Annotated in this window: 19 protein-coding genes and 2 tRNA genes; 7 read left to right on the top strand and 14 right to left on the bottom strand. The window is 45.5% G+C overall.

Annotated elements, in window-relative coordinates; genetic code table 11:
* The first annotated feature begins 23 nt into the window (after positions 1–23).
* The 4 genes from CLV93_RS03055 to CLV93_RS03040 all read left to right on the top strand — a co-directional run bounded on the left by CLV93_RS03055 (position 24) and on the right by CLV93_RS03040 (position 6354).
* A complete protein-coding gene (locus tag CLV93_RS03055) occupies positions 24–2618 on the top strand; it encodes a T9SS type B sorting domain-containing protein (protein ID WP_106540675.1) in 2595 nt (864 codons plus the stop codon).
* A gap of 119 nt (positions 2619–2737) precedes the next feature.
* Positions 2738–3652: a DUF362 domain-containing protein gene (locus tag CLV93_RS03050; protein ID WP_106540674.1), complete on the top strand. Its 915-nt coding sequence runs from the start codon at positions 2738–2740 to the stop codon at positions 3650–3652.
* 38 nt (positions 3653–3690) lie between these two features.
* On the top strand, positions 3691–5325 hold the full coding sequence (locus CLV93_RS03045; protein ID WP_106540673.1) for a 4Fe-4S binding protein: 1635 nt from the start codon (positions 3691–3693) through the stop codon (positions 5323–5325).
* A 132-nt stretch (positions 5326–5457) separates the two neighbouring features.
* On the top strand, positions 5458–6354 hold the full coding sequence (locus CLV93_RS03040) for an EamA family transporter (protein WP_106540672.1): 897 nt from the start codon (positions 5458–5460) through the stop codon (positions 6352–6354).
* Positions 6355–6594: 240 nt separating this feature from the next.
* On the opposite strand, the gene CLV93_RS03035 is transcribed toward CLV93_RS03040, so the two are convergent.
* From CLV93_RS03035 to sppA, 3 genes are all read right to left on the bottom strand, one after another.
* Positions 6595–7407 carry a purine-nucleoside phosphorylase gene (locus CLV93_RS03035; protein WP_106540671.1) on the bottom strand — a complete coding sequence of 271 codons (813 nt, stop codon included), beginning with the start codon at positions 7405–7407 and terminating at the stop codon, positions 6595–6597.
* Positions 7352–8446, bottom strand: a complete 1095-nt coding sequence (lpxK, locus tag CLV93_RS03030; protein ID WP_211297725.1) for a tetraacyldisaccharide 4'-kinase — start codon at positions 8444–8446, stop codon at positions 7352–7354. The genes CLV93_RS03035 and lpxK overlap by 56 nt, the downstream gene beginning before the upstream one ends.
* 143 nt (positions 8447–8589) lie before the next feature.
* Positions 8590–10374 (bottom strand): signal peptide peptidase SppA, encoded by a 1785-nt coding sequence (sppA, locus tag CLV93_RS03025; protein ID WP_106540669.1) that lies wholly within the window; start codon positions 10372–10374, stop codon positions 8590–8592.
* A gap of 163 nt (positions 10375–10537) precedes the next feature.
* On the opposite strand from sppA, the gene folK reads away from it, so the two are divergent.
* Entirely contained in the window at positions 10538–11026 is a 489-nt protein-coding gene (gene folK / locus CLV93_RS03020) for a 2-amino-4-hydroxy-6-hydroxymethyldihydropteridine diphosphokinase (RefSeq protein ID WP_106540668.1), read from the top strand.
* A gap of 79 nt (positions 11027–11105) precedes the next feature.
* On the opposite strand, the gene upp is transcribed toward folK, so the two are convergent.
* From upp to CLV93_RS02975, 9 genes are all read right to left on the bottom strand, one after another.
* Positions 11106–11783 carry a uracil phosphoribosyltransferase gene (gene upp / locus CLV93_RS03015; RefSeq protein WP_106540821.1) on the bottom strand — a complete coding sequence of 226 codons (678 nt, stop codon included), beginning with the start codon at positions 11781–11783 and terminating at the stop codon, positions 11106–11108.
* Positions 11784–11833: 50 nt separating this feature from the next.
* A complete protein-coding gene (locus tag CLV93_RS03010) occupies positions 11834–12769 on the bottom strand; it encodes a hypothetical protein (RefSeq protein ID WP_146141934.1) in 936 nt (311 codons plus the stop codon).
* Positions 12759–14087, bottom strand: coding sequence for a polysaccharide deacetylase family protein (locus tag CLV93_RS03005; RefSeq protein ID WP_170288137.1), 1329 nt, complete (start codon positions 14085–14087; stop codon positions 12759–12761). The genes CLV93_RS03010 and CLV93_RS03005 overlap by 11 nt, the downstream gene beginning before the upstream one ends.
* Before the next feature lie 49 nt (positions 14088–14136).
* Positions 14137–14832, bottom strand: coding sequence for a RadC family protein (radC, locus tag CLV93_RS03000; protein WP_106540665.1), 696 nt, complete (start codon positions 14830–14832; stop codon positions 14137–14139).
* 120 nt (positions 14833–14952) lie between these two features.
* Positions 14953–15204, bottom strand: a complete 252-nt coding sequence (gene rpsT, locus CLV93_RS02995; protein ID WP_106540664.1) for a 30S ribosomal protein S20 — start codon at positions 15202–15204, stop codon at positions 14953–14955.
* Positions 15205–15233: 29 nt separating this feature from the next.
* Positions 15234–15305: transfer RNA gene (locus CLV93_RS02990), tRNA-Glu, on the bottom strand.
* Between the two features lie 98 nt (positions 15306–15403).
* Positions 15404–15475: transfer RNA gene (locus tag CLV93_RS02985), tRNA-Glu, on the bottom strand.
* A 180-nt stretch (positions 15476–15655) separates the two neighbouring features.
* Positions 15656–16597, bottom strand: coding sequence for a hydrogen peroxide-inducible genes activator (locus CLV93_RS02980; protein ID WP_106540663.1), 942 nt, complete (start codon positions 16595–16597; stop codon positions 15656–15658).
* A gap of 98 nt (positions 16598–16695) precedes the next feature.
* Complete coding sequence (locus tag CLV93_RS02975; RefSeq protein WP_106540662.1) at positions 16696–17451, bottom strand: DUF3298 and DUF4163 domain-containing protein; 756 nt, start codon at positions 17449–17451, stop codon at positions 16696–16698.
* 176 nt (positions 17452–17627) lie between these two features.
* On the opposite strand from CLV93_RS02975, the gene CLV93_RS02970 reads away from it, so the two are divergent.
* On the top strand, positions 17628–18434 hold the full coding sequence (locus CLV93_RS02970; RefSeq protein WP_106540661.1) for a hypothetical protein: 807 nt from the start codon (positions 17628–17630) through the stop codon (positions 18432–18434).
* A 33-nt stretch (positions 18435–18467) separates the two neighbouring features.
* Here the strand turns inward: CLV93_RS02970 and CLV93_RS02965 are convergent, their stop codons facing one another.
* Positions 18468–19832 carry a UDP-N-acetylmuramate--L-alanine ligase gene (locus CLV93_RS02965; protein WP_106540660.1) on the bottom strand — a complete coding sequence of 455 codons (1365 nt, stop codon included), beginning with the start codon at positions 19830–19832 and terminating at the stop codon, positions 18468–18470.
* Positions 19833–19900: 68 nt separating this feature from the next.
* Here CLV93_RS02965 and CLV93_RS02960 point away from each other — a divergent pair, with 68 nt between their 5' ends.
* Positions 19901–20740, top strand: coding sequence for an MBL fold metallo-hydrolase (locus CLV93_RS02960; RefSeq protein WP_106540659.1), 840 nt, complete (start codon positions 19901–19903; stop codon positions 20738–20740).
* Between the two features lie 55 nt (positions 20741–20795).
* On the opposite strand, the gene CLV93_RS02955 is transcribed toward CLV93_RS02960, so the two are convergent.
* Positions 20796–21803, bottom strand: a complete 1008-nt coding sequence (locus tag CLV93_RS02955; protein ID WP_174821573.1) for a sugar phosphate isomerase/epimerase family protein — start codon at positions 21801–21803, stop codon at positions 20796–20798.
* Between the last annotated feature and the right edge of the window lie 106 nt (positions 21804–21909).

Here is a 21909-nt window from a genome sequence, read left to right as displayed (position 1 = left end):
TTTTTCCTAACGCTAACCTTACCATGCGATCAACGTTTACGATTATTTTACTTACAATTTGTAAGCTGACCAATCTATTCTCTGCAACATTATTTCACGAAAACTTCGAAAACGGTCAGCTTGATAGCTGGAAAACCTATCAAAGCTGGGCACTGGATAGTCAACAAGTGGTCGACGGAAACTATTCGTTGCGTCATTTTGTGTTTGGTCGGGGTGGAGAAAGTTATGTCAGTCATCCCCTTGAGCCGGTTGATTTGAACGCGGGAAATTTCAGTTGGGAGGTAACACTTTCCAATGGCGATTGGGCTCCTACAGACGATGAAGCTTTAGGATTTTGGCTTTGCGCCGATACGACCGAATTGTCTGTGGCATCGGGCTACGTGGCAGGTGTTAACCTGTTGACCAGAGACAACCGCCTGACGCTGGTTCGTTTTCAAAATGGAGAACCGACTGAGGAAATTTTAAAAACCCGGATGGTATGGGACGAAGGAAAGACAGTGATGTTGCAAATTACTCATTCACCGCAAGGTGTCTGGTATTTTTCCTACCGGGATAAAAGTCGCAGTAGCTGGTCGGTGGAATATGAAGAAGCGGAGGAAACTCCCTCGTTAATCATGCAGGCTACTGGTGCTTATTTCCGGTTCTCCGCGGCGCACAGCGGACAATTCTGGCTCGATGACATCGCCATCGATTTAGAGAACACAGCTCCTTTTGTCCGCAATGTTACCGCTGTATCGCCACAAGAAATAAAGGTGCAGTTCTCCGAGAAGATGATGGATGAAGCGCTTTCTCTGCAAAAGTACACGTTAACGAGTAGTCAGGGCACTTCGATGAATATCAGTCATGTTCGATCGGATCGGTTTTATCCGGCCTCCGTTTTTCTGGAAATGGAACCACCGACGGATTGGGAGTTACGGTTAGCAATCAATTCCATTTCCGATGAACAAGGTTTTGCTTTAAACGATACCACTATCGTTTTTCCGTTTGCCTTGCCGGCCCAATTGGGTGATATTGTTTTCACGGAAGTAATGGCCGATCCGTCGCCGTCACAGGGATTGCCGGAAGCGGAGTTTGTCGAGCTTTTTAACAACAACGTTTTCCCATTGAAGATCGAAGGATGGGAGCTTCACATCGATAACTCGGAAAAAGAATTGCCATCACTTATCATGGTTCCCCAAAGCTATATTTTGTTGGTTGGAACCGGCGACAGCACGTTGTTGAGTGATTACGGAATGGTATATGAAATTCCCGGCCTGTCGCTACGAAACAGCGAATTCGCTCTGTCTCTAGTATCGAATGAGGGAGTTTCGGTGGATTCGATGTATTACGACAATGATTTCTTTGAGGCCGAAAAGCAAGAAGGAGGTTGGTCGTTGGAACGTATCGATCCCAATCGAATGTGCGGTCCCTCTGGAAACTGGATGGCTTCGGTGGCCTTAGCAGGTGGAACGCCGGGGCTGGTTAATTCAATGCAGCAAGCCAATCCGGATGAAATTCCGCCTCAGGTGTTAGGCATTCGGGTAGAATCAGATCGTCAATTATCCGTTTGGTTCAGCGAATCCCTCTCGGCCTTGCCGGATATTTCTTTTTCCAGAAAGGATTATCATACCGACAGCACTACCGTTTCAAATCGCAAAACGGTTGAATTTTTCTTCCCGGAAGGAACATTTCAGGAAGGGAATTCCTATACACTTCACCTTTCTGCTTTCACGGATGAATGCGGCAATCAAACCGAAGGTGGCGATTATGATTTCACTTATCGGTTCTTACAACCGGGCGAGTTGAAATTAAGCGAAGTGTTATTCAATCCGTTCCCAGACGGTGTTGATTTTGTGGAACTCTTCAATCCCGGTCCCGATGTCGTTGATTTGGGAGGACTTTTTCTGGCGACCCGGAATGACTCGCTGGCGCTGAAGCAGGTTTCGCTAATTTCAGATGTACCGCGAATGCTCGATGCAGGAGAATATGCGGCATTGTCAATCAATACGAATAAAGTAAAGAGTCAGTATTTCACCGAGTGTCCGGATTGTTTTCTTGAGATGAATGAGTTCCCTTCGCTTCCCGATGATGCCGGGAAAGTGGTGTTGCTGAACCGAAGGATGGAAGTTCTGGAAGAATTCAGTTATGATCATGCTATGCATCATCCATTGGTGGCCAATGAATCAGGCGTTTCGCTGGAGCGGAGAAATTTTTTACGAGAAGCAAACGAGAAAGGGAACTGGCTTTCGACCGCAGCCACAGCTGGATTCGCGACACCGGGCTACGCCAATTCGTCGATGGTAGAGGATGAGTCGATTGCCGAATGGCTGAAGATTGAGCCCAAAATCTTCTCGCCAAACGACGACGGTTACAACGATCAACTAATCATTCACCTTTCTCCGGGCGAACCGGGCTGGGCGGCCAACATCCGGATATTCGATACCGCCGGTCGCGAAATCCGCCGACTAAGTGATAATGAACTACTGGCTGCTGCCAGTGAATTGGTTTGGGACGGACGAAAAGACAATCGGCAACTGGCGGAACTGGGGATATACATCATTGCCATCGAAGCGTTCAATAATTCGGGACAAACCAGATACTTCCGAAAGACCTGTGTACTAACGGATCGCATTGAATGATAAGTATGAAGGTTTATATATATTTAAACTAGTTCTAAATCAGTGGCTCATAGAACTTAATGTATGATCGACATGATCTTTTTCATTAGTTTTAAGTCTGATTTAAAAAGAACCAAACTATGAAGCGCAGAGATTTCATTCGATCAAGTGTGGGCGCCGGAGTAGCAACCGGAGCAGCCCTGAGTTTAGGCGGAGCCAACAGCTTGCTGGCGGCTGAGGCTGAGACTGATGTTGACCTTGTGGCCATTCGCGGGGGAGAGCCTGAAGTAATGTTCGACAAGGGAATTGCTGCACTGGGAGGAATGTCCCGTTTTGTTAAGCCCGGACAACGTGTGCTGGTGAAACCAAACATTGGTTGGGACCGGACACCGGAAAGAGCCGGAAACACCAATCCAAAACTGGTGAAACGTATCGTTGAGCACTGTCTGGATGCCGGTGCCAAAGAGGTATTGGTATTCGACCATACTTGTCACGAATGGTCGAAGTGTTACAAGCACTCCGGAATTGAGCAGGCGGTAGCTGAGGCAGGTGGAAAAATGGTTCCCGGAAACAGCGAAAAATACTATAAGCAGGTCAATGTCAAAGGTGGAGTCAAGCTGAAACAGACTGATGTTCATGAACTGATGCTCGATACCGATGTGTTTATCAACGTACCTGTTTTGAAAAACCACAGCTCTTCGAGAGCAACCATATCTATGAAGAATTTGATGGGATGTGTTTGGGACCGGGGGTATTACCACAAGAACGATCTGCACCAATGCATCGCCGACTTCCTGCATTTCCGCAAACCCGATTTGAATGTGGTGGATGCTTACCGCATGATGAAACAGAATGGTCCGGTCGGTGTTTCGCTGGATGATGTGGTGACGTTGAAGAGTCAGTTAATTTCCACAGACATTGTAGCAGCCGATGCAGCTGCGGCCAAATTCCTGGGCATGGATCCGGCTAAAATTAATCACATTAAAATTGCCGCCGAAGCGGGCTTTGGAACGATGGATCTGAGTAAGCTGAATATTAAACGCATTGTCGTGTAACGTTTCTCTTGCTTAACTTTCCTAACGAATAAGATTTGATGAAACTATCTATATTAAAAAAAATCAGGGTCGTGCTGGCCCTGTTCTTTTTTCTGTTACTCTCGGCAGTATTCATTGACTTCCGGAGTACTTTCGGAGAGACCTTTTATCAATGGGCTGTTTCGCTGCAATTTGTGCCGGCTTTGATGAAGACTATTACCGTTGCCGGTGTGGTTGCCTGGGGACTGATTGCTGTGTTAGCTTTGACACTCCTGTTTGGGCGGGTGTACTGTTCCGCCATTTGTCCACTAGGCATTATGCAGGATGTAGTTTCATGGTTTTCCCGGAAGGTGAAGAAAAAGCACCGTTACAAATTTCGAAAGGCATGGACCATCACACGGTACTCCATTCTGGGAGTGTTGTTGTTGGTCGTTCTTTTCGGAGGAATCACCTTGCTGACGGTGCTCGATCCGTATAGTTTGTTCGGACGAATTGCTTCGTACCTTTTTAAACCGATTGTGGTTTGGCTGAATAATTTGGGCGCAGCCGCACTTTCGTCCGCCGATGTGTATTCGATTCTGTATCAGTACGACCTGGCGCCGGTACAGTTGACTGTCCTGGGAACTACATTGCTGTTCTTCATCCTGGTCATTGTCATGGCATTCAACCGGGGACGTCTTTATTGCAACAGTGTTTGTCCGGTAGGAACCGTACTTGGGTTTCTTTCAAAATATTCCCTTTTCAAGATTGAGTTGGATCACGATACTTGTACGAAATGCGGCAAGTGCATGCGTGTTTGCAAAGCAGAATGCATCAGTATCAAAACGCAAACAATTGACTACAGTCGTTGCGTTGCCTGTTATAACTGTATCGATACCTGTCCCGAAGATGCGGCCGTTTACCGGATTTCCCGGAAAGGGAAGAAGGATAAAGCTGTTGAATTGAAACCGGTGGATGTGATGGTTGCCCAACCGAAAGGACCGCAAATGAGTAAGCGGAGTTTCCTCTTTACGGCCGGAGCCGGAATGGCGGCTGTAGCTGGTTTGACCTCGGTGAAGAAGGTACAGGCCGCAGCTGTCACTCAACAGGATTCAACTACTGTTCATTCCAGCAACGGAGGGAAGATTCCGGAAAATAAGCAATACGCGGTTTCGCCTCCCGGCTCCGAAAGTATTGAACGTTTCAACGATATTTGTACCGGCTGCTCGCTTTGTGTAAGTGCCTGTCCGAGTAAAGTGTTGCAGCCATCGTTCCTGGAATACGGCCTGGCCGGCATGTTGCAGCCACACATGGACTTCCATACTGGCTTATGCAACTTCGATTGTACCACCTGTGGTGAAGTTTGTCCTACCGGTGCAATCAAGCCACTAACGGTAGAGCAGAAGCACGTGACGCAAATCGGGAAAGCACATTTCATTAAGGCGAATTGCATCGTGGAAACCGATGGAACCGATTGTGGTGCCTGTTCGGAGCATTGTCCCACCAAAGCAGTGCACATGGTTCCTTATGGCGATTTGGTCATTCCCGAAGTTACCGAAGACATTTGTGTAGGATGCGGTGCCTGTGAGCATGCATGCCCGGTAACCCCGCACAAAGCCATCTATGTCGACGGAAATCCGAAACACCTGGAGGCGAAGAAGCCGGAAACCGAAAAAGCAAAATCGGATTTGAAGGAGGACGAATTCCCCTTCTAATTGCAAATGATAGGTATTTTATGAAAGGAGGTTCCGTTCGGGATCTCCTTTTTTATTAACCATTCCATAAAACCCTGATGATACTCTGCTAATTGATACCCGCTATTTTTGTGGCTTCGAAACGAACAGATTATGTGGGCAATCTTTGGGGCGATATCGTCGCTTTTTCTGGGTACATACGATGTGTTTAAGAAGTGGTCGTTGAGAGACAACGCAGTCATTCCGGTGCTCTTTTTCTCGACTGTTACTTCGGCATTGCTGTTTGTGCCTTTACTCTTGCTATCTCATTTCGCGCCCGAAGGTTTTCGTCAGTCACTCTTTTTCATTCCGTCGATTCCGCTTGAACAGCATGGTTTTATTTTTCTGAAAGCAGTGATTGTAACCTCATCCTGGTTGTTCGCCTACTTTGCCATGAAACATTTGCCCATCACCATTGTAACGCCCATCCGGGCCACCGGGCCGGTTTGGACATTGATTGGTGCGATTCTGGTTTTCTCGGAGCATCTTTCTCCGCTCCAATGGATTGGACTTTCGGTTACGCTGGTTTTCTTTTACCTGTTTTCCCTGGCGGGGAAGACCGAGGGAATTCACTTTCGGACCAATAAATGGGTGATGTTCATTATTGCCGGAACACTGCTTGGCGCGATAAGCGGTTTGTACGATAAATTCCTCATCCGCCACTTCGACCGGATGGCTGTACAGGCGTGGTTTTCTATCTACCAGGTCGTGCTGTTATTGCCCATCCTGTTGTTCATTTGGTATCCGCGACGGAAAAAGAACACGCCGTTTCAATGGCGTTGGAGCATTCCGTTCATCGGGCTGTTTCTTGTAACCGCCGATTTTCTTTATTTCTATGCGCTTTCGCTCGATGGTTCTTTAATTTCAGTCATTTCCGCTTTGCGAAGGGGAGGGGTAATCATCACATTTGCCTTGGGAGCAATCCTTTTCCGTGAGCAAAACATACGTCGGAAATTTCTCCTGCTGTTCGGCATTCTGGCGGGTATCCTGCTTTTGTTGCTAGGAAGCTGATGTTCTGCCGAAAACATCTGCACATCTTATATTAGATGTACTTACCTTTTCTAATTCTAATCATGGTTATTTTTAGTTTTAATCAAGATTAAAAAATAATTTAACCATGATTAAAATTTATTTTAATCAGTATTAGAATAACAAAAGGCAAGCAAAAAAATATCCGAAGGTGCTTACCTCCGGATAAGTTGGTGCGGTTGTTTGTATAATTTTCTCCGTTCCGGTTTCCCGGAAGGATATTTACATCTGTCGTATCAGTTCGCGGATGATGAGTGAAAGCTTCGGCTCGGCTTTCATTGCCACTTCCTGAACCTCTTCGTGCGATATCTCGACGATTTCGCCGGGCACACCGCTATCGGTCACAATGGAAATACCGAAAACGTCGATGTCCATATGACGGGCCACAATTACTTCGGGTACGGTCGACATACCGACTGCATCACCTCCCAGTACACGGAACATCTTGTATTCAGCCGGTGTTTCGAAAGTCGGACCTGCTACGCCAACGTACACACCTTCTTCAAGGCTGATGTCATTCTTCAGAGCAATTTTCCGCGCCAGGTTGCGGAGGTGTAGGTTATAGGCTTCGCTCATATCGGGGAAGCGCGGTCCCAGTTCTTCCATGTTGGGGCCAATCAGCGGGTTGCCCGGAAACATATTGATGTGGTCGGTGAGCATCATGATGTCGCCCACTTTGTATTCGGGATTCAATCCACCGCTGGCGTTGGAAACGATGAGTTTACGCACACCCAGCATCCGTAGCACACGGACCGGGAAAGTAACATCTTGCAACGAGTACCCTTCGTAAAAATGAAAACGTCCCTGCATGGCGATGATCTTCTTCCCGCCAAGGTGTCCGAATATCAGTCTTCCGGCATGTCCTTCAACAGTCGAGACCGGAAAGTTCGGGATGTCGGAATAATTCAGTGAATGCTCAATGTCGATTTCCTTCGCCAAACCGCCCAATCCTGTGCCCAGGATGATTCCTACTTCAGCCTCATACCCGGTTTGCTCTTGAATATAGGTCGAAGTTGCTTTTATTTTCTCTAACATAGTTCAGTATTTTTCGGTCAAAATTCTTTTTGCCGTCATTCAGGAATTTAATTTCCAGTGGAATATAATGTAAACTCTCTTTGACAATATCAGGGACATGGTTCAGGCCTTTTATCCGAATCATATCCTTCTCTGTTGTAATGATGATCTTTTGAGGTGACTGAATCTCAATGAAACGTTCTTCCACTCGTTCCATGTCTTTTGGGGTAAAATTGCGGTGGTCGCTAAAAGCAATCTCGTGGATTTCGACCGTCCGATGCCGCAAATATTCCTTCAAAGGTTCGGGGTTGGCAATACCCGTAACCAATAAAACAGCCGAATCGATGTGAGAATAAGCTTCTCTTACCTTACCGGGAAAAACCGGGACTGGTGCACCATATTCCAGCGTTGTGAAATAGAGATACTGAAATGGCTTTATATCCAGCTCTTTCGTAATAATACGCTCGTCGATCGGTTTGAGTTCGCCCGGGCATTTGGTTACGATAATCATATTCGCCCGAATGCGGTTCGAGGCTTTTTCACGAAGTCTGCCGTAAGGCAACAGATGATCCTTAGTAACCAAACGACTGTATTCGGTCAGCAGAATATTTACACCCGGATTGATGTAGCGGTGTTGAAATGCATCGTCGAGCAGGATAATCTCAGGACGGTGATGCTTTTCTGATTTAAGTAACTCTTCTACGCCGTGCACTCTTTTTTCATCGACGGCAACGGTTATCTCCGGAAATTTCTGTTTGATTTGCAAAGGCTCATCACCCACTTCATTCACCGTTGAATCGACTCGGGCAATGTGAAATCCTTTGGTTTTTCGTTTGTATCCCCGGCTAAGGGTGGCCACTTTGAATTCCTGATGAAGTAACCGGACCAGGTATTCGGTGTGTGGGGTTTTGCCGGTTCCGCCAACTGCAATATTGCCGACCGAGATCGTGGGAATGGAAAACTCCTTCGAATGGAGAATCTCCATTTCGAAGAGTCGGTTCCGAATGGCGACAACAAGGCCATACAACCACGAAAGAGGTATGAATATCAGTTTTTTCACAATCGTTTTTGTATCCGAAGCAACAGTGAAATCTTATCGCTTTTCGTTGTTTCGCGAAGAAGACTAAGTTACTACTTTATCAAGACAGAAAAAAAGGAGAACAACCTGTGTTCTCCCTTTTATATGGCAAAATTAATTGAATTTTATCGGATTTCAAGTGTGTATGGCAACATTGTGTACAAACCATTCATGTGCGAAACACGGTTGATGTTTTCCCAGGTTTGATACGAGTCACCCAACACATATTCAGCCATTTTCACTTTTGCGGCTGTCGAGAAGCTTTTCAGGATTTCCTCGAACGGGTCTTTTTCTTTCGGCAATTCCTTGATGCGGTAATTTTCGACGCCAGCCTGGTTGGCTGCCAGCTTAATCGCATCGTTCAATCCACCGAATTTGTCGACCAAACCGATTTGTTTTCCATTCTCACCTGTCCAAACGCGTCCCTGGCCAATACCATCGATATATGTGCTGGTTGTGTCACGTCCGGTAGCCACTCTTTTCAGGAATAGTTCGTAACCCTTTTCTACATAGTTCTGCATGAGGTCATGTTCGAAAGGAGTCATTGCCCTGCTGACAGTCGGCATATCAGAGTGGGTATTGGTATTTACCTCGTCAAAGGTGATACCGATTTTGTTGGACAAAAGATCGTGGAAGTTCGGAATCATTCCGAAAATACCGATCGAACCGGTAATGGTGGTTGGCTCGGCCAAAATAGTACCGGCTGCACATGAGATGTAGTAACCGCCCGAAGCTGCCAAATCACCCATGGAAACAACGACCGGTTTCACTTTTTGTGTCAATTCTACTTCGCGCCAGATAACTTCCGAACCATAGGCACTTCCTCCGGGTGAGTTCACACGGAAGACAACTGCCTTGATGGTTGAATCGCGTCTTGCCTGGCGGATGGTTTGCGAAATTTTCTTCGAATCGATGTAATAAGAGCCGTCACTTCCCGGGTCAATTTCACCCTGTGCGTAAATAACGGCGATTTTGTTTTTCGCCAAACCTTTGCCATCGAGCTTCTCCGGTACCTTGTCGTATTTACCCGGACCGATGCTTGGAATGTCTTTGTCTTTTCCAACGCCGGTCAGTTCGCGCAAATCGTTTAATACCTGGTCTTTGTATTTTAGGTTATCGAAGAATCCTTCACTCAACGCTTTTTGAGGCATGCGGAAGGTTTGAACTTCGTTGGCATAAGCCTGAAGTGAATCAACCGGAATATTTCTCGTTTCGGAGATTCCCTGGAGGAGATGATCCCAGATGCTATTGAGGTAAACTTTCGTTTGTTCCCGGTTCGCTTCACTCATTTTTTCGTACATGAACGGTTCAACCGCCGATTTGAACTTGTTATTCCGGCCGCGAATGATTTGCATATCGATGCCGAACTTGTCCATGGCTTTTTTGTAAAAAGTCCGTTGTGCGCTCAGTCCCCTGAAATCGAACATGCCGCGGGGATTCATGATAACGCTATCGGCTACCGTCGCCAGATAATACGCTTTTTGCGAAATGTTGTCAGAGTAAGCGTAAATAAATTTGTCAGATGTTTTAAAATCCTTGAGAGCATCGCGGATTTCTTCCACGGTGGCATAACCGGCACCAATGTCCGAAAGATTCAGGTAGATACCTTTGATGTGGTCATCTGTTTTCGCTTTTTTAATCGATCGCAAAATCTGATTGAGCCCGGTGGTCGGAGTTGAGCTGATACCAGGTACCGGAATGTCCATATCCTCAAACGGATTATTCGATTTCCGGTCAACAATGCGGTTATCCAACTTGAGGGTCAATACTGAGTTATTGGCAACCTGCACCGTGGGCTCGGCAAATGAAGCCAGCGATGACAGAAAGCCGATGGAAATGAAAAAGAAGAGGATAACTCCAATGAACATGGCCAGTAAAGTGGCCAAAAAAACTTTCCAAAAACTATTCATATTACTGAATTTAGGTGTACTGTAATTGCTTAAAAAAGATATGTTTTCGGCAACGGTGAAATGTTGGTTGCCAGCATTCCCGAATATGTTGTAACCGAAAACTGAAATTAAAATTAATCGTCTTAAAATAGGTATTATTGTACAGCTTTTTATTACAGAAAAAATGAAAGGAATGCTTCAGGTTGATATTTTACTCGGAGGTAACGTGGGGAACACGCTGGAAATATTCAGCAAAGCGAAAGAACAACTCATCGAGAAGGCTGGGGCTATTATGCGGGAGTCTTCGCTCTACAGGACCGAGGCCTGGGGCTTTGATTCCGATCCGTTTTTGAATCAGGTTGTCACCCTGAAAACAAAACTGCTTCCGCACGAATTGTTAGAAACCCTTCTTTCGGTAGAAGCATTTTTCGGTCGCGAACGCATAGGGGAAGGTTATGCCGCCCGGACACTTGACTTGGACATTCTCTTCGTGGAAGAACAGATCATCAATATACCAGACCTGGTTGTTCCGCATCCCCGGATGGGAGAGCGGCGTTTTGTTCTGGAACCATTGAGTGAACTTTATCCGGACCGGGTTCATCCGGTTACCAGGAAAACCATAAGCTGGATGCTTGCGGAATGTGACGATACTTCTTCGGTTGAAAAACTGTAGTGCACAAAAAAGCCGCTGAGCAGGAGCGTTAGTTACTCTTGCACAACGGCATTATAAAATTTTACCGGTGTAAAAATAATTACCGGTTATGTGTTTTTTTCTTCGAATCCATTTTCACTCCGTAGGCCAAATCACCTGCATCACCTAATCCGGGTACGATATATGATTTAGGTGTCATTTCCTGGTCGATCGCTCCAATCCAAAGTGTATAATTATTTTGCGGCATGTGTTTCTTTAGGTAATCAACGCCTTCCTGGCTGGCAATTACTGAAACCATGTGCACGTGTTTAGGAGTACCTTTTTCAAGCAAAGCCCGGTAACCAATTTCCATCGAAGCACCGGTTGCCAGCATCGGGTCAGAAAGGATGACGATTTTGTCTTCGACGGATGGAGATGAAATATATTCAAATTCGATGTGGAATTCGCCGCCTTCGTCGTATTTACGATAAGCTGAAATGAAACAGTTTTCGCCCTGGTCGAAATAGTTGAGCAATCCCTGATGGAGCGGAAGTCCGGCACGCAGAATCGTTGCCAAAACCGGCTGTTGAGCTAATGTGGGAACTTTGGCCACTCCAAGCGGAGTCGTCACATCCTCTGTTTTAAATTCGAGCTGTTTGCTGATTTCGTAGGCAAAAATCTCTCCTACACGTTCGAGGTTCCGGCGGAACCGGAGTGAATCTTTCTGTACAACTTCGTCCCTGATTTCAGCTATGAACTGATTGAAGAGGGAATTGTTTTCGCCAAGTATGTGAATCATGGAATTTTTATGCGAAAATAATAAAAAATGATTTTTCGGAAGAACCAGATTCACTGTTTAAACCATTTCAAAAAAAGAGGTAGGTTATTCCGGCGAATAAACGAGTATTCAGTTGGAGTTGAGCCAAAGCCCGCGTAAAAGCGAGCCACCGATTCGATCGTTGAGCCCTCGAAATCGAGTGTATACGGGTTGCCGGAATATTTCTGAATAAACTGGTCAATCATAAAGAACATGGCGCTTTGCCTTTTCCCTTCTTCCGAACTGGCCGATACCAGCATGATTGGCTTGTGGTGCGACCATACGAAGAAAGCAGTTGCCAACAGTTCGTTGTGATCGGAGTACACTGCGCTGATGCGTCCTCGTCCATAGCGAACGCAATAGCTGACCAGTTTTTGTAGGCGAAGAAAGTCGACATCTTTCAACTCCGGCGCTTTTTTCTGCAGATGCTCTTTTGTAAAACGCATAAAAAGTCCCGGGTCGATGTTTTCATCTACAAAAACGTTGTTTTTCTGTGCTTTCCGGATATTCCGGATGGTGTTGATTTTATAGGCGGAGCACAATTGTTGGTAGGGCTGGATTAAATCGAGCTGGTACGTCACGAGACGTTCCGATTGAAAATTGTGAAGGCGATTGTGTGTATTGAACGCGTTGAGGGAAATTTCGATCAATTTGTATTTAGCTGGAATCGCTTTGAGAAACTTGTCGACCACATCGGCATTCAGGAGGTTAGCTGAAAAAATACCGGATTGTTGCGTAAAATAGGGCTGGTACAGATACCATATTCCATATTTGCGCCGCGGAACCAAAGGCATCACGTACTCGTAGTCGCCCATCACCAATGCGTCCCATTTGCCTGCCATAATATCGAGGTACCACGAATATGCATATATGATCCCGTTGACCGCATTGTCAATACACGTGTCCCATTTTTTGACATCCAGCTTGTCGTACGAAATATAGTCGATTGTCTGATTTTTATTCATCACGAAGTTCAGCCGCCTTTTTCAACATCGATTGGAAGACTTTCTTCCATCCTTTCCATTCGCCCAAATCGCTCAACGATTCGTTGTGGAATAATGAAACAAAGGTACCATTCACATTTTTCACCTCCATCATTAAGCGGTGAATTGTTTCTGCCGCTTGTTCGGGATTTTGTTCCTGGTACTGTTTCAACGATACCTCCATTACCGTTGTAGGAATTATTTTCAGGTTGGGTTCGCTTTCCGTCGATAAATCGTAAAAGCGAAAAGGTGTGCAGGTTCCGGCCCTGAATCCGGGATGTGAATGGTAAGTGAGCGTATAATCCTCTTTAATTCCGGCGCCGATAAGCCACTGGTACGATTGTGGAAATTTAAGACGGAGGTAATGAAACCGGCTTCGGAACGGAGGTTCACCAATGATTTTACTGAGCCTTTTGACTTCGGTTTCCAGTTTTTTCGGAGAACCGGAAGCTTTGTACGACGGATGAATGCCTACCGGGACCTTCTTCGAGGTATCGCGAATAAGCGCGCGGTAGTTGACATTCCGGTAAGAAAGATTTTTATCAAACTTTCCGTAATCACCTAACAGGAAGAAAAAAACGGCTTCGACGTTGTACGTTTCATGGAGCTTTTCCATCTCGGAATAGGTGTCATATGGATCTGGCGTACGTCCTTTCAATACCTCTTTCCGAACAGGGAAGGGCTTGTTTCTTCTTGGGTTCATTACCGAACGAAACGAGGCAGTGACACGGCGCAACATATTTTTGTGCAGGATTGCATACGCGTTGTCGACATCGATGGTTGAGATGTAGCGAAAACGACGTGCCGGTTTTTCCCACTGGGGCCATCCGGCTGCAATTGCATCGGCCAGCAATTGTGCCCACAAGTCAACAACCGGAAGTAGGAGAAAATTCTGCTGGAAAGCGAAAGATTCCTCTGCTCTGAACCGACCGTGGATGTCCGTTTTTCCTTTCGGGAAGTATTCTTCATACCTGGAAATCATCCAAAATATGGCGGAGAATATGTCGAATGCGAGCGAATCTTTTCTTCCGTTTGAAACCGGGAAAAGCAATGGAATATCACCGGATTTATCTATCTGTGGGACAAAATCAACGAGTTTTTCTGAAAAAAGCAAACCGTGAGGCAGAATGTGCAAACCCGTTAGCTCATTGTTGTCGGAGTAATTGATAACCGGACCGTCAAAGCTTTTGACCAAATCCAAATCGTCGGTCAGTTGAAATGTGGTTGGGAGCAGATCATTGAAGACATATCTGGCTGTATAAGTCAGACGAGGACTCAGATTATGGCAATAGATAATTATCACGGTCAAAGGCTGGGTTTATCACAAATGTAAAAAAATACTACTATGTTTTTCAGATGGCACCGTCATCGGCGAAGCTATAGTAACCGTTTTGAGTGATGATGAGGTGATCGAGCAGCGGGATTTCCATCAGTTTAGCGGCCTCTTTCATTTGTTTGGTTATTTTACGATCGGACTCGCTGGCCAGCAGATTCCCTGATGGATGATTATGAGCGATAATAATGGATGTAGCCAGTTTTTCGAGCGCTTTTTTCAGAATGAGACGAACGTCGATAACGGTTCCGGTCAGGCCTCCCTGGCTGATTCGCTCGTAGTGAATAATCTTGTTATGGCGGTTGAGGAGAATAAGCCAAAACTCTTCGTGAGACAAATCGCCCATCACGGGTTGCAGGAATTCGGCGGCATCACGACTGCTGGTCACTTGTTTCGCTTTTAGAGCTTCAGACTGGTTACGTCGCCGTCCCAGCTCTAATGCGGCGATTACAGTAATTGCTTTTGCTTCCCCGATTCCTCTGAATTTCTTCAGGGCATCCACATCAAGCTTGCCCAATGCATTCAGGTTATTCTTTACAGTCCCTAAAATTCGGCGTGATAATTCGACAGCAGTTTCTTCGCTGTTGCCCGAGCCAATTAGGATGGCAATTAGTTCGGCGTCGGAAAGAGAGGCGAGTCCCCGGTAGAGGAGTTTTTCGCGGGGGCGGTCTTCTACGGCCCAGTCCTTGATACTGAGTTTTCGGTATTCTTCCATTCAGGTTTAGCTTTTAACTAATTTACAAAATGTAATCCAAACCGGGAACGGAGAAATTGGTCAAAACAAAAAAAGCCCACCCTTTCTGAAGGATGAGCTGAAATATAGATTAGAAATATCTTACAGGCTGTTCACGTGCAAAGACAGGCTTGACTTGAGATTAGCCGCTTTGTTTTTGTGAATGACATTTTTCTTAGCCAGTTTGTCGAGCATAGCAGAAACCTTCGGGTACATTTCCGAAGCAACTTCTTTTTCGCTGGTAGCACGCAGTTTACGAACTGCATTACGCATCGTTTTCGCGTAATAGCGGTTTTCCAAACGACGCTTTTCTGATTGTCTTGCTCTCTTTGCTGCTGATTTATGATTTGCCATTTCCCTAAATAATTAATGTCTTTAAAAAGTAGCCCGTAGGGGAATCGAACCCCTGTTACCAGGATGAAAACCTGGCGTCCTAACCCCTAGACGAACGGGCCTCCTTGTTCAATGTCCCTTCAAATGGGACTGTAAAATTAACGTTTTTTACTGATTTGGAAAGCATTCAATCGGTTTTTCCGGAGATGCGTTCCTGTTGTAGCCCGTAGGGGAATCGAACCCCTGTTACCAGGATGAAAACCTGGCGTCCTAACCCCTAGACGAACGGGCCTCCTATTGCTTGCCTTTTATTTGGCGCTGCAAAAATAACGAGATTTTTTTAAGCTCCAAACGAAGGACTGTTAATCATTCAAAATTTTGAACGGCTCATCAGGGCTTGTTTGCCCTTTTGTTTTGAGCGATGCAAAGAAATAACATATTTCTTAAACAACAAATAAAAATATTAAAAAAATTAGCGCCATTCTACAATGGTTCCGCGCTCCTTGTTCCTGAGAGATTTAGGAACTTGTTGAATGATTTCCTCGCGGAGAACGCTGATCAGTTTATGCTTGGCAAAATTACGGGCATAAATCAGGCTGACTTCCCGTAAAGGGGTCAAATCCGAGAAGTTCCGGACAATGACCGGTGCGGTAAGGGGAACAAATCCGGCAGCGAGCTCCGGGATTAATGTATACCCGCCTTCCCGTTCCACAATTTTCATGATGGTTTCCAGCGAACCGCCGTCAAAATGAAAAGGAAGCTTGGATTGCACCTGGTTTTTCATCCGGCATAGATTGATAACCTGCGTACGGAAGCAGTGGCCATCGTCGAGGAGCCAGATGTCTGGTGATGCAATATCTTTTACCGAAATGGTTTGTTTTTTAGCGATGGAATGGCCGCGGTGCGAAAAGATTTTCATCTCCTCGTAAAAAAGCGGGTCTTCATGAATGTTCTTATCCTTGAGTGGAGTGACAACAATTCCCACATCCAGCTGATCCTTCTTCAGTTTATCTTCAATGATATGTGTATAATATTCTTCCACATAGATATCGATGTTGGGATATTTCTTCGAGAATTCGCCAATAAAAAGAGGCAGAAGATAGGGGGTTAATGTAGGAATAATCCCGATTTTCAGCGTTCCGCTCACTTCCCCACGAAAATCATCGATGATGGTGTTAATTTTACTTGCCTCGAATAAAATTTGCCGGGCCTGTTCAATAATTTTACGCCCCACATCGGTAGGGATAATGGGCTGTTTACTCCGGTCGAAAATGATGACACCCAGCTCGTCCTCCATTTTCTTGATTTGCATACTCAGCGTTGGCTGCGTAATGAACTTTTTTTCGGCTGCAGTCGCAAAATGACGGTATGTGTCTACGGCTACGATGTATTCGAGTTGTGTAAGTGTCACCATGGTTAGGAGAGAATTTTCCCCGAAAGGTAGTAAACCTTTATGATATGGGCGTTAAACGTTTGCTACCTGAATCAGAAAAAAGTATGAAATCGGGCAAGTTATTCGTCGGGCTGAAGCATTTTTAAAAATTCAGGCTGTATCAGGTTCTTCTTTTTCAGCACTTCGATTGGAATATGCACAACGGCGGTGCCACACGCGTACGGCCCAATCTGATAGTTGGCAAACGAAAAAATAATGTCATCATTGGTGAAGTTGACATTCTGAAAATCGTTGTCCAAATCATCGGCTGTTACTGCAAAGCAATCTTCCGGATTGTCGAGATACTGGGAAATAATCTCTGCCAGCTCCTGCAATTTTTCTGGTGTCGAACGGTCAATGATATCGTCGATGGTCAGAAAGCGATTATCGGCAGCCGAAAAGTTGTAGCAAATAAACCAGGTATTTCCATGAGCGCCCAACGCGTATTCGTATTTCTTGAAACGAAGACTGAGCATCCCGTTGTAAATGTTGAACCACTGATGAGTGAGCGACATTTCGTAACGATATCCCGGTCGGGGATTCGGACTTTCTTTCAACGCCTGATCGACAACCTGTTTCTTTTCCGCCAGTTCTTTACCCTGAAATTCAGCCAACGTACTGTCGGCAAAGCTGGTCATTTCGCGGTTAAATGTGTCTTCGAACCGGCAATTCGACCAGTAACTTTCGACTAACGGATAGGCAATGTGAACTTTATAGTAGTAATCCTCCTGATGAATGTCTTTTAGCTTGAACGAGATTTGAGCATCTCTTTGACGATTGGGATGACATGAAAACAACGTTATTGCAAGCGTTGCCAGCACAATAATCTTTTTCATTTCGAGTCATTTAAATTCAGAACACATTGAGAACCGGAGTATTATCCAGCAATGAATCCCAATTCGTTCTTTATGCTTCCAAATGTAGCCAGAATTATTTGAGCTTGTCACATCCGATTTTGAAAATTTCATTTTGAGTCGAACAGAAATTGTATTTTTAGGAAAAATTTCGAGGTATGAAACGAGTATATAGCAGTGCAGTATTTTTTCTTGGGTTGATGTCGGTATTATTTGTTTCATGTGGACCATCTCCATCGGAGAAAGCGTCTCAACAGATAAACAGGGCGGAAACATTGCTTTCGCAGGGCGATACGGTGAAGGCTGTTCAAAGCCTTGATTCTATCGCCAAATCGTATCCCGAAGCGGTTGCCCAGATAAAACAGGCCGGTGAAATGAAGAAGCGCATCTTCGTTGCGGAATTGGTGTCACTCAGGGCTCAGCGCGATTCACTGAATGAACAGGTTAACGCGTTGTCAAAGAATTTCACAACAAAAAAAGGCGAGTTCGATCAATACATGCAATATGTTCCGAAAAGACAATCAGTTAATCGGAGCTGGGACCGGTCATTTATCCAGGTGCACCTCGATGCCAGCGGACGGATATATCTATCGAGTAATTACTACGGAGATAAATGGCTTAATCATGTGGCAATCCGGGTTTATGACGGCAAATTAGATGCCCGAACCGATACTGTTCCTTTGAACGATGTCAACAATCATCACAGTGAATTTCTGGATAAGAAGTGGGAGCAGGTTTCGTATAAGAATGGGAAAAGCGACGATGTGATTAAATTTATTGCCGAGCATACCGACCTGAAGCTGAAAGCTGTCTTTCTCGGGAAACGGTATTATTACATCGTTCTGGAAACCTTCGATAAGGAAGCTGTCAAAAATGCATACGATTTATCGCTGGTGCTGAAAGCAAAGAACAAGCTGGATAAGCAAATCAAATCGCTTGAAGCAAAAGTGAAAGAGACCAACTAAAAGCAGAGAAGGGGAATGAAATTTCCCCTTTTTTTATTCTTCAGTTAGCGATTGAGCAAAGCCGGGTAAATCTTTTCCAGAAAAGGTCCCCGAACTCATCAGCAGCAGGTTGTGGTGGTTGTGCGGCAAACTCTCCAATACCGAAAACAGTGCAGCCGAATCCGTAAATACCTGCAGATCGTCGCGCCCGAAAGCTTCTCTCACCTGGTCTGTCGTGATAGGTTCAAGTTTTTTATGTTCTATCGTGTGCGGACTAAAATAGACGAATGCTTCGTCGGCTTTTTCCATAGATTCCTTGTAAAGCGGAAGAAACTCTTTCTTCAGGCTACTGAATGTGTGTAATTCCATGACAGCCGTTAGCTTCCTGTCGGGAAATTGTTGCTTCACCGCTTCCACAGTTGCCTTCAGCTTCGATGGCGAGTGAGCAAAATCGCGGAAGATGGTCATGCTATTGGTTTCAGCCAGTCTCTCCAAACGGCGGGCAGCGCCGCTGAAAGTGGAAATCGTCCGGTAAAAATCTTCATCCGATACGCCCAATTGTTGGCAAATAATGTACGCCCCGCTGATATTTTGTAGATTATGTCGTCCGAAAACAGTCAGCCCCACGTGTTTTCCTTCAGTCGTAATTAATTGCGTTTCTCCGTTTTTTACATCGGCTGCGTGTTCGTTGTAGCCAGTTATCTTCAGACGTGATGCGTTTTCGTCAGCAATTTTCCTCAGGTTTTCGTCACCATCGAAATAAATCAGGTGACCGTTGTCCGGCATCAGCCGCGCAAACTCCCTGAATTGCTCTACATAGTTATCGAAGGTAGGGAAGACATTGATATGGTCCCAGGCAATTCCCGAAAGTAGCCCGATTTGTGGCTGATACAAATGAAATTTCGGGCGCCGGTCGATGGGCGATGAAAGGTATTCATCACCTTCGAATACGGCGATTTTTGCCGACTCACTGAGCCTAACCATCGTGTCAAAGCCTTCGATTTGTGCACCGACCATGTAATCAAAATCGACGTTATTCTCTTTCAGTACGTGCATAATCATCGACGTGATGGTGGTTTTCCCATGGCTTCCGCCGATGACGACGCGGGTTTTGTTCTTGGTCTGTTCGTAAAGGAATTCCGGGTACGAATAGATTTTTACGCCCAGCTCTTTTGCTTTTGCCAACTCCGGGTTGTCTTCGCGGGCATGCATTCCCAGGATGACAGCATCCAAATCAGATGTGATTCTGTTAACATCCCACCCAAATGAATCGGGCAATAAACCGTGTTGTTCCAAACGACTTTTGGAGGGCTCAAATATTTCGTCGTCGGAGCCGGTTACCCGGTAACCTTTTTGTTTTAGGGTAATAGCCAGGTTATGCATGGCAGCTCCGCCAATGGCGATGAAATGAATATTCATGGTTTCGGTAACTTTTTGCCAATTTTGCGGTTAAAAGTAACAAAATCCGAATCACAAAATTTCAGTATATGAAGCTTTATCCAATTCATGCAGGTTATTTCATGGCAGATGGCGGCGCCTTGTTTGGCGTTGTTCCGAAGGTGTTGTGGAGTAAGCATTACCCATCGGACGAAAATAATCTTTGCAAGGGAGCGATGAGATGTTTGCTGGTGGTTGACGGAGATCGGAAGATTCTGATTGACGCCGGAGCCGGAGATAAATACGATGAAAGGTACAAGAAAAACAACGGCCTTCATGGCGATGAAACTCTGGTCGGCTCACTGAAAGCAGCCGGTTTTCATCCGGATGAGATTACCGACATGTTTTTTACCCATCTGCATTGGGACCATTGTGGGGGTGCTGTTCAGTTTGGTGAAGATGGAATGACACCAGAGTTAGTGTTCAAAAATGCGACACATTGGGTTTCGGAAAGTCAGTGGGAGAAAGCCTGGAATCCAAACATCCGTGACGGAAATGCCTACTTCTCAACAGATCTGGAAACCTTGCGTGACAGTGGTAGGCTGCAGTTGATTAAAGAGGAAGGAGATCTGATCCCCGGATTCCATTATATCGTTGCCGATGGTCATACTCCCGGACAATTGATTCCGGTAATTGAATACAAAGGACGAAAGGTGGTTTTCACTGCTGATTTGATTCCTGTTACCGCCAACATCCCGGTAGGTTGGCTGGCCGGTTACGATTTATTCCCGGTAACGACCATGGAAGAGAAAGCGGAATTCATGAAAACAGCCCTGGAAGAAGATTATGTGTTGTTTTTCGAACATGACGCTTATAACGAGTGTGCTGAGCTGGAAGCCGGGAAAAAGGGCGCTGCGTTGAAGCGAACGTTCCAATTAAGTGAATTATAAAACTCCCCGAAACATAAAAGAAAAGAGGCCGCTTTTTAAGTGACCTCTTTCTATATCAGGCTTTGAAATCTTTTGCCAGTTCGTCGTGGCACTTTTCAAGCAGTCGCTTGGTGGCCAACACACCCTCTTTGGGGCTCAGTTGTTCACCTTCATATTCAATCCCGACAAATCCACGATAGCCTGCTTCCATCACGATGCGCATGATCCGGTGAAAGTCGGAATGAATCTCTTCACCATTTTCGTCAAATTCCTGCGACTTGGCTGAGACCCCTTTGGCATAAGGCATTAGTTCTTTCATTCCCAGATAGCGGTCGTACCATTCCTCCGGTTCGTAGCTGGTGCGGAAATTACCGAAATCGGGTAGGGTACCGACTCGAGGATGGTCGACCATTTCCATCACTTTGCTAAGCCATTTACCGTTGCTGGAAAAACCGCCGTGATTTTCTACCAGAATATTGATGCCAGCCTTGTCGCCGTATTCACAAAGTAGATGAAGTCCGTCGGCTGCCAGTTTCTGTTGTTCTTCGTAAGAACCTTGTGAACCAGCGTTCACCCTGATAGAATGACATCCCATCTGAGCTGCTGCATCGATCCATTTTTTATGATTTTCAAGGGTTTGTAGTCGATCCTTCTTCTCCGGAGCGCCCACCATTCCTTCTGCATCAACCATGATGAGTACGTTGGCAATTCCTTCTCCACGGCAAACATTGTTCAGTTCGTTCAAATATTTTGTGTTCTTTGCTTTATCGTACATACAGGTATTTACGTACTCAGCGCCTTCGCCTCCAACTTCTCTGATGAACCTCGGGAACTCGATATTTTTCATCGGAGCCGCTTTCTCGATAGCTCCAAAATCGTTTTTGAGTAGCTGCATGAACTTTTCCCAACCATCTTTGCGTGCATCGCCAAAGATGAGGGGATTAACGGACCATTCGGCTACTGATAATTTGAAAAGCCGCTTGTTGCCCGGCGCAGAAGCCAGGGATGACCCGGCAATGGCAACTCCGGCAGAAGCCAAAGCAGTGTTTTTTAGGAATAGTCTTCTGGAAATGTGATTTTGCATAGCTTGGTTATTAGTATGATTTCGGTTCAAGATATAAAATTGTCCAACGAAATGGAAATTGATGTACTGATATTCAGTAGATACAGTTGATTTTAGTTGAAAAAAA

This window comes from Prolixibacter denitrificans, assembly GCF_003014495.1.
GTDB lineage: Bacteria > Bacteroidota > Bacteroidia > Bacteroidales > Prolixibacteraceae > Prolixibacter > Prolixibacter denitrificans.
Note: the sequence above shows the minus strand (reverse complement) of the source record. Positions and strands in the feature narration are given on the sequence as shown.

Coding starts and splice junctions, on each gene's coding strand:
- CLV93_RS02955 (WP_174821573.1), bottom strand. CDS start 21,803: ATGCAAAATCACATTTCCAGAAGACTATTCCTAAAAAACACTGCTTTG.
- CLV93_RS03045 (WP_106540673.1), top strand. CDS start 3,691: ATGAAACTATCTATATTAAAAAAAATCAGGGTCGTGCTGGCCCTGTTC.
- CLV93_RS02975 (WP_106540662.1), bottom strand. CDS start 17,451: ATGAAAAAGATTATTGTGCTGGCAACGCTTGCAATAACGTTGTTTTCA.
- CLV93_RS03035 (WP_106540671.1), bottom strand. CDS start 7,407: ATGTTAGAGAAAATAAAAGCAACTTCGACCTATATTCAAGAGCAAACC.
- CLV93_RS03050 (WP_106540674.1), top strand. CDS start 2,738: ATGAAGCGCAGAGATTTCATTCGATCAAGTGTGGGCGCCGGAGTAGCA.
- CLV93_RS03040 (WP_106540672.1), top strand. CDS start 5,458: ATGTGGGCAATCTTTGGGGCGATATCGTCGCTTTTTCTGGGTACATAC.
- upp (WP_106540821.1), bottom strand. CDS start 11,783: ATGATTCACATACTTGGCGAAAACAATTCCCTCTTCAATCAGTTCATA.
- radC (WP_106540665.1), bottom strand. CDS start 14,832: ATGGAAGAATACCGAAAACTCAGTATCAAGGACTGGGCCGTAGAAGAC.
- rpsT (WP_106540664.1), bottom strand. CDS start 15,204: ATGGCAAATCATAAATCAGCAGCAAAGAGAGCAAGACAATCAGAAAAG.
- CLV93_RS02960 (WP_106540659.1), top strand. CDS start 19,901: ATGAAGCTTTATCCAATTCATGCAGGTTATTTCATGGCAGATGGCGGC.
- CLV93_RS02965 (WP_106540660.1), bottom strand. CDS start 19,832: ATGAATATTCATTTCATCGCCATTGGCGGAGCTGCCATGCATAACCTG.
- CLV93_RS03055 (WP_106540675.1), top strand. CDS start 24: ATGCGATCAACGTTTACGATTATTTTACTTACAATTTGTAAGCTGACC.
- CLV93_RS02970 (WP_106540661.1), top strand. CDS start 17,628: ATGAAACGAGTATATAGCAGTGCAGTATTTTTTCTTGGGTTGATGTCG.
- folK (WP_106540668.1), top strand. CDS start 10,538: ATGAAAGGAATGCTTCAGGTTGATATTTTACTCGGAGGTAACGTGGGG.
- sppA (WP_106540669.1), bottom strand. CDS start 10,374: ATGAATAGTTTTTGGAAAGTTTTTTTGGCCACTTTACTGGCCATGTTC.
- CLV93_RS02980 (WP_106540663.1), bottom strand. CDS start 16,597: ATGGTGACACTTACACAACTCGAATACATCGTAGCCGTAGACACATAC.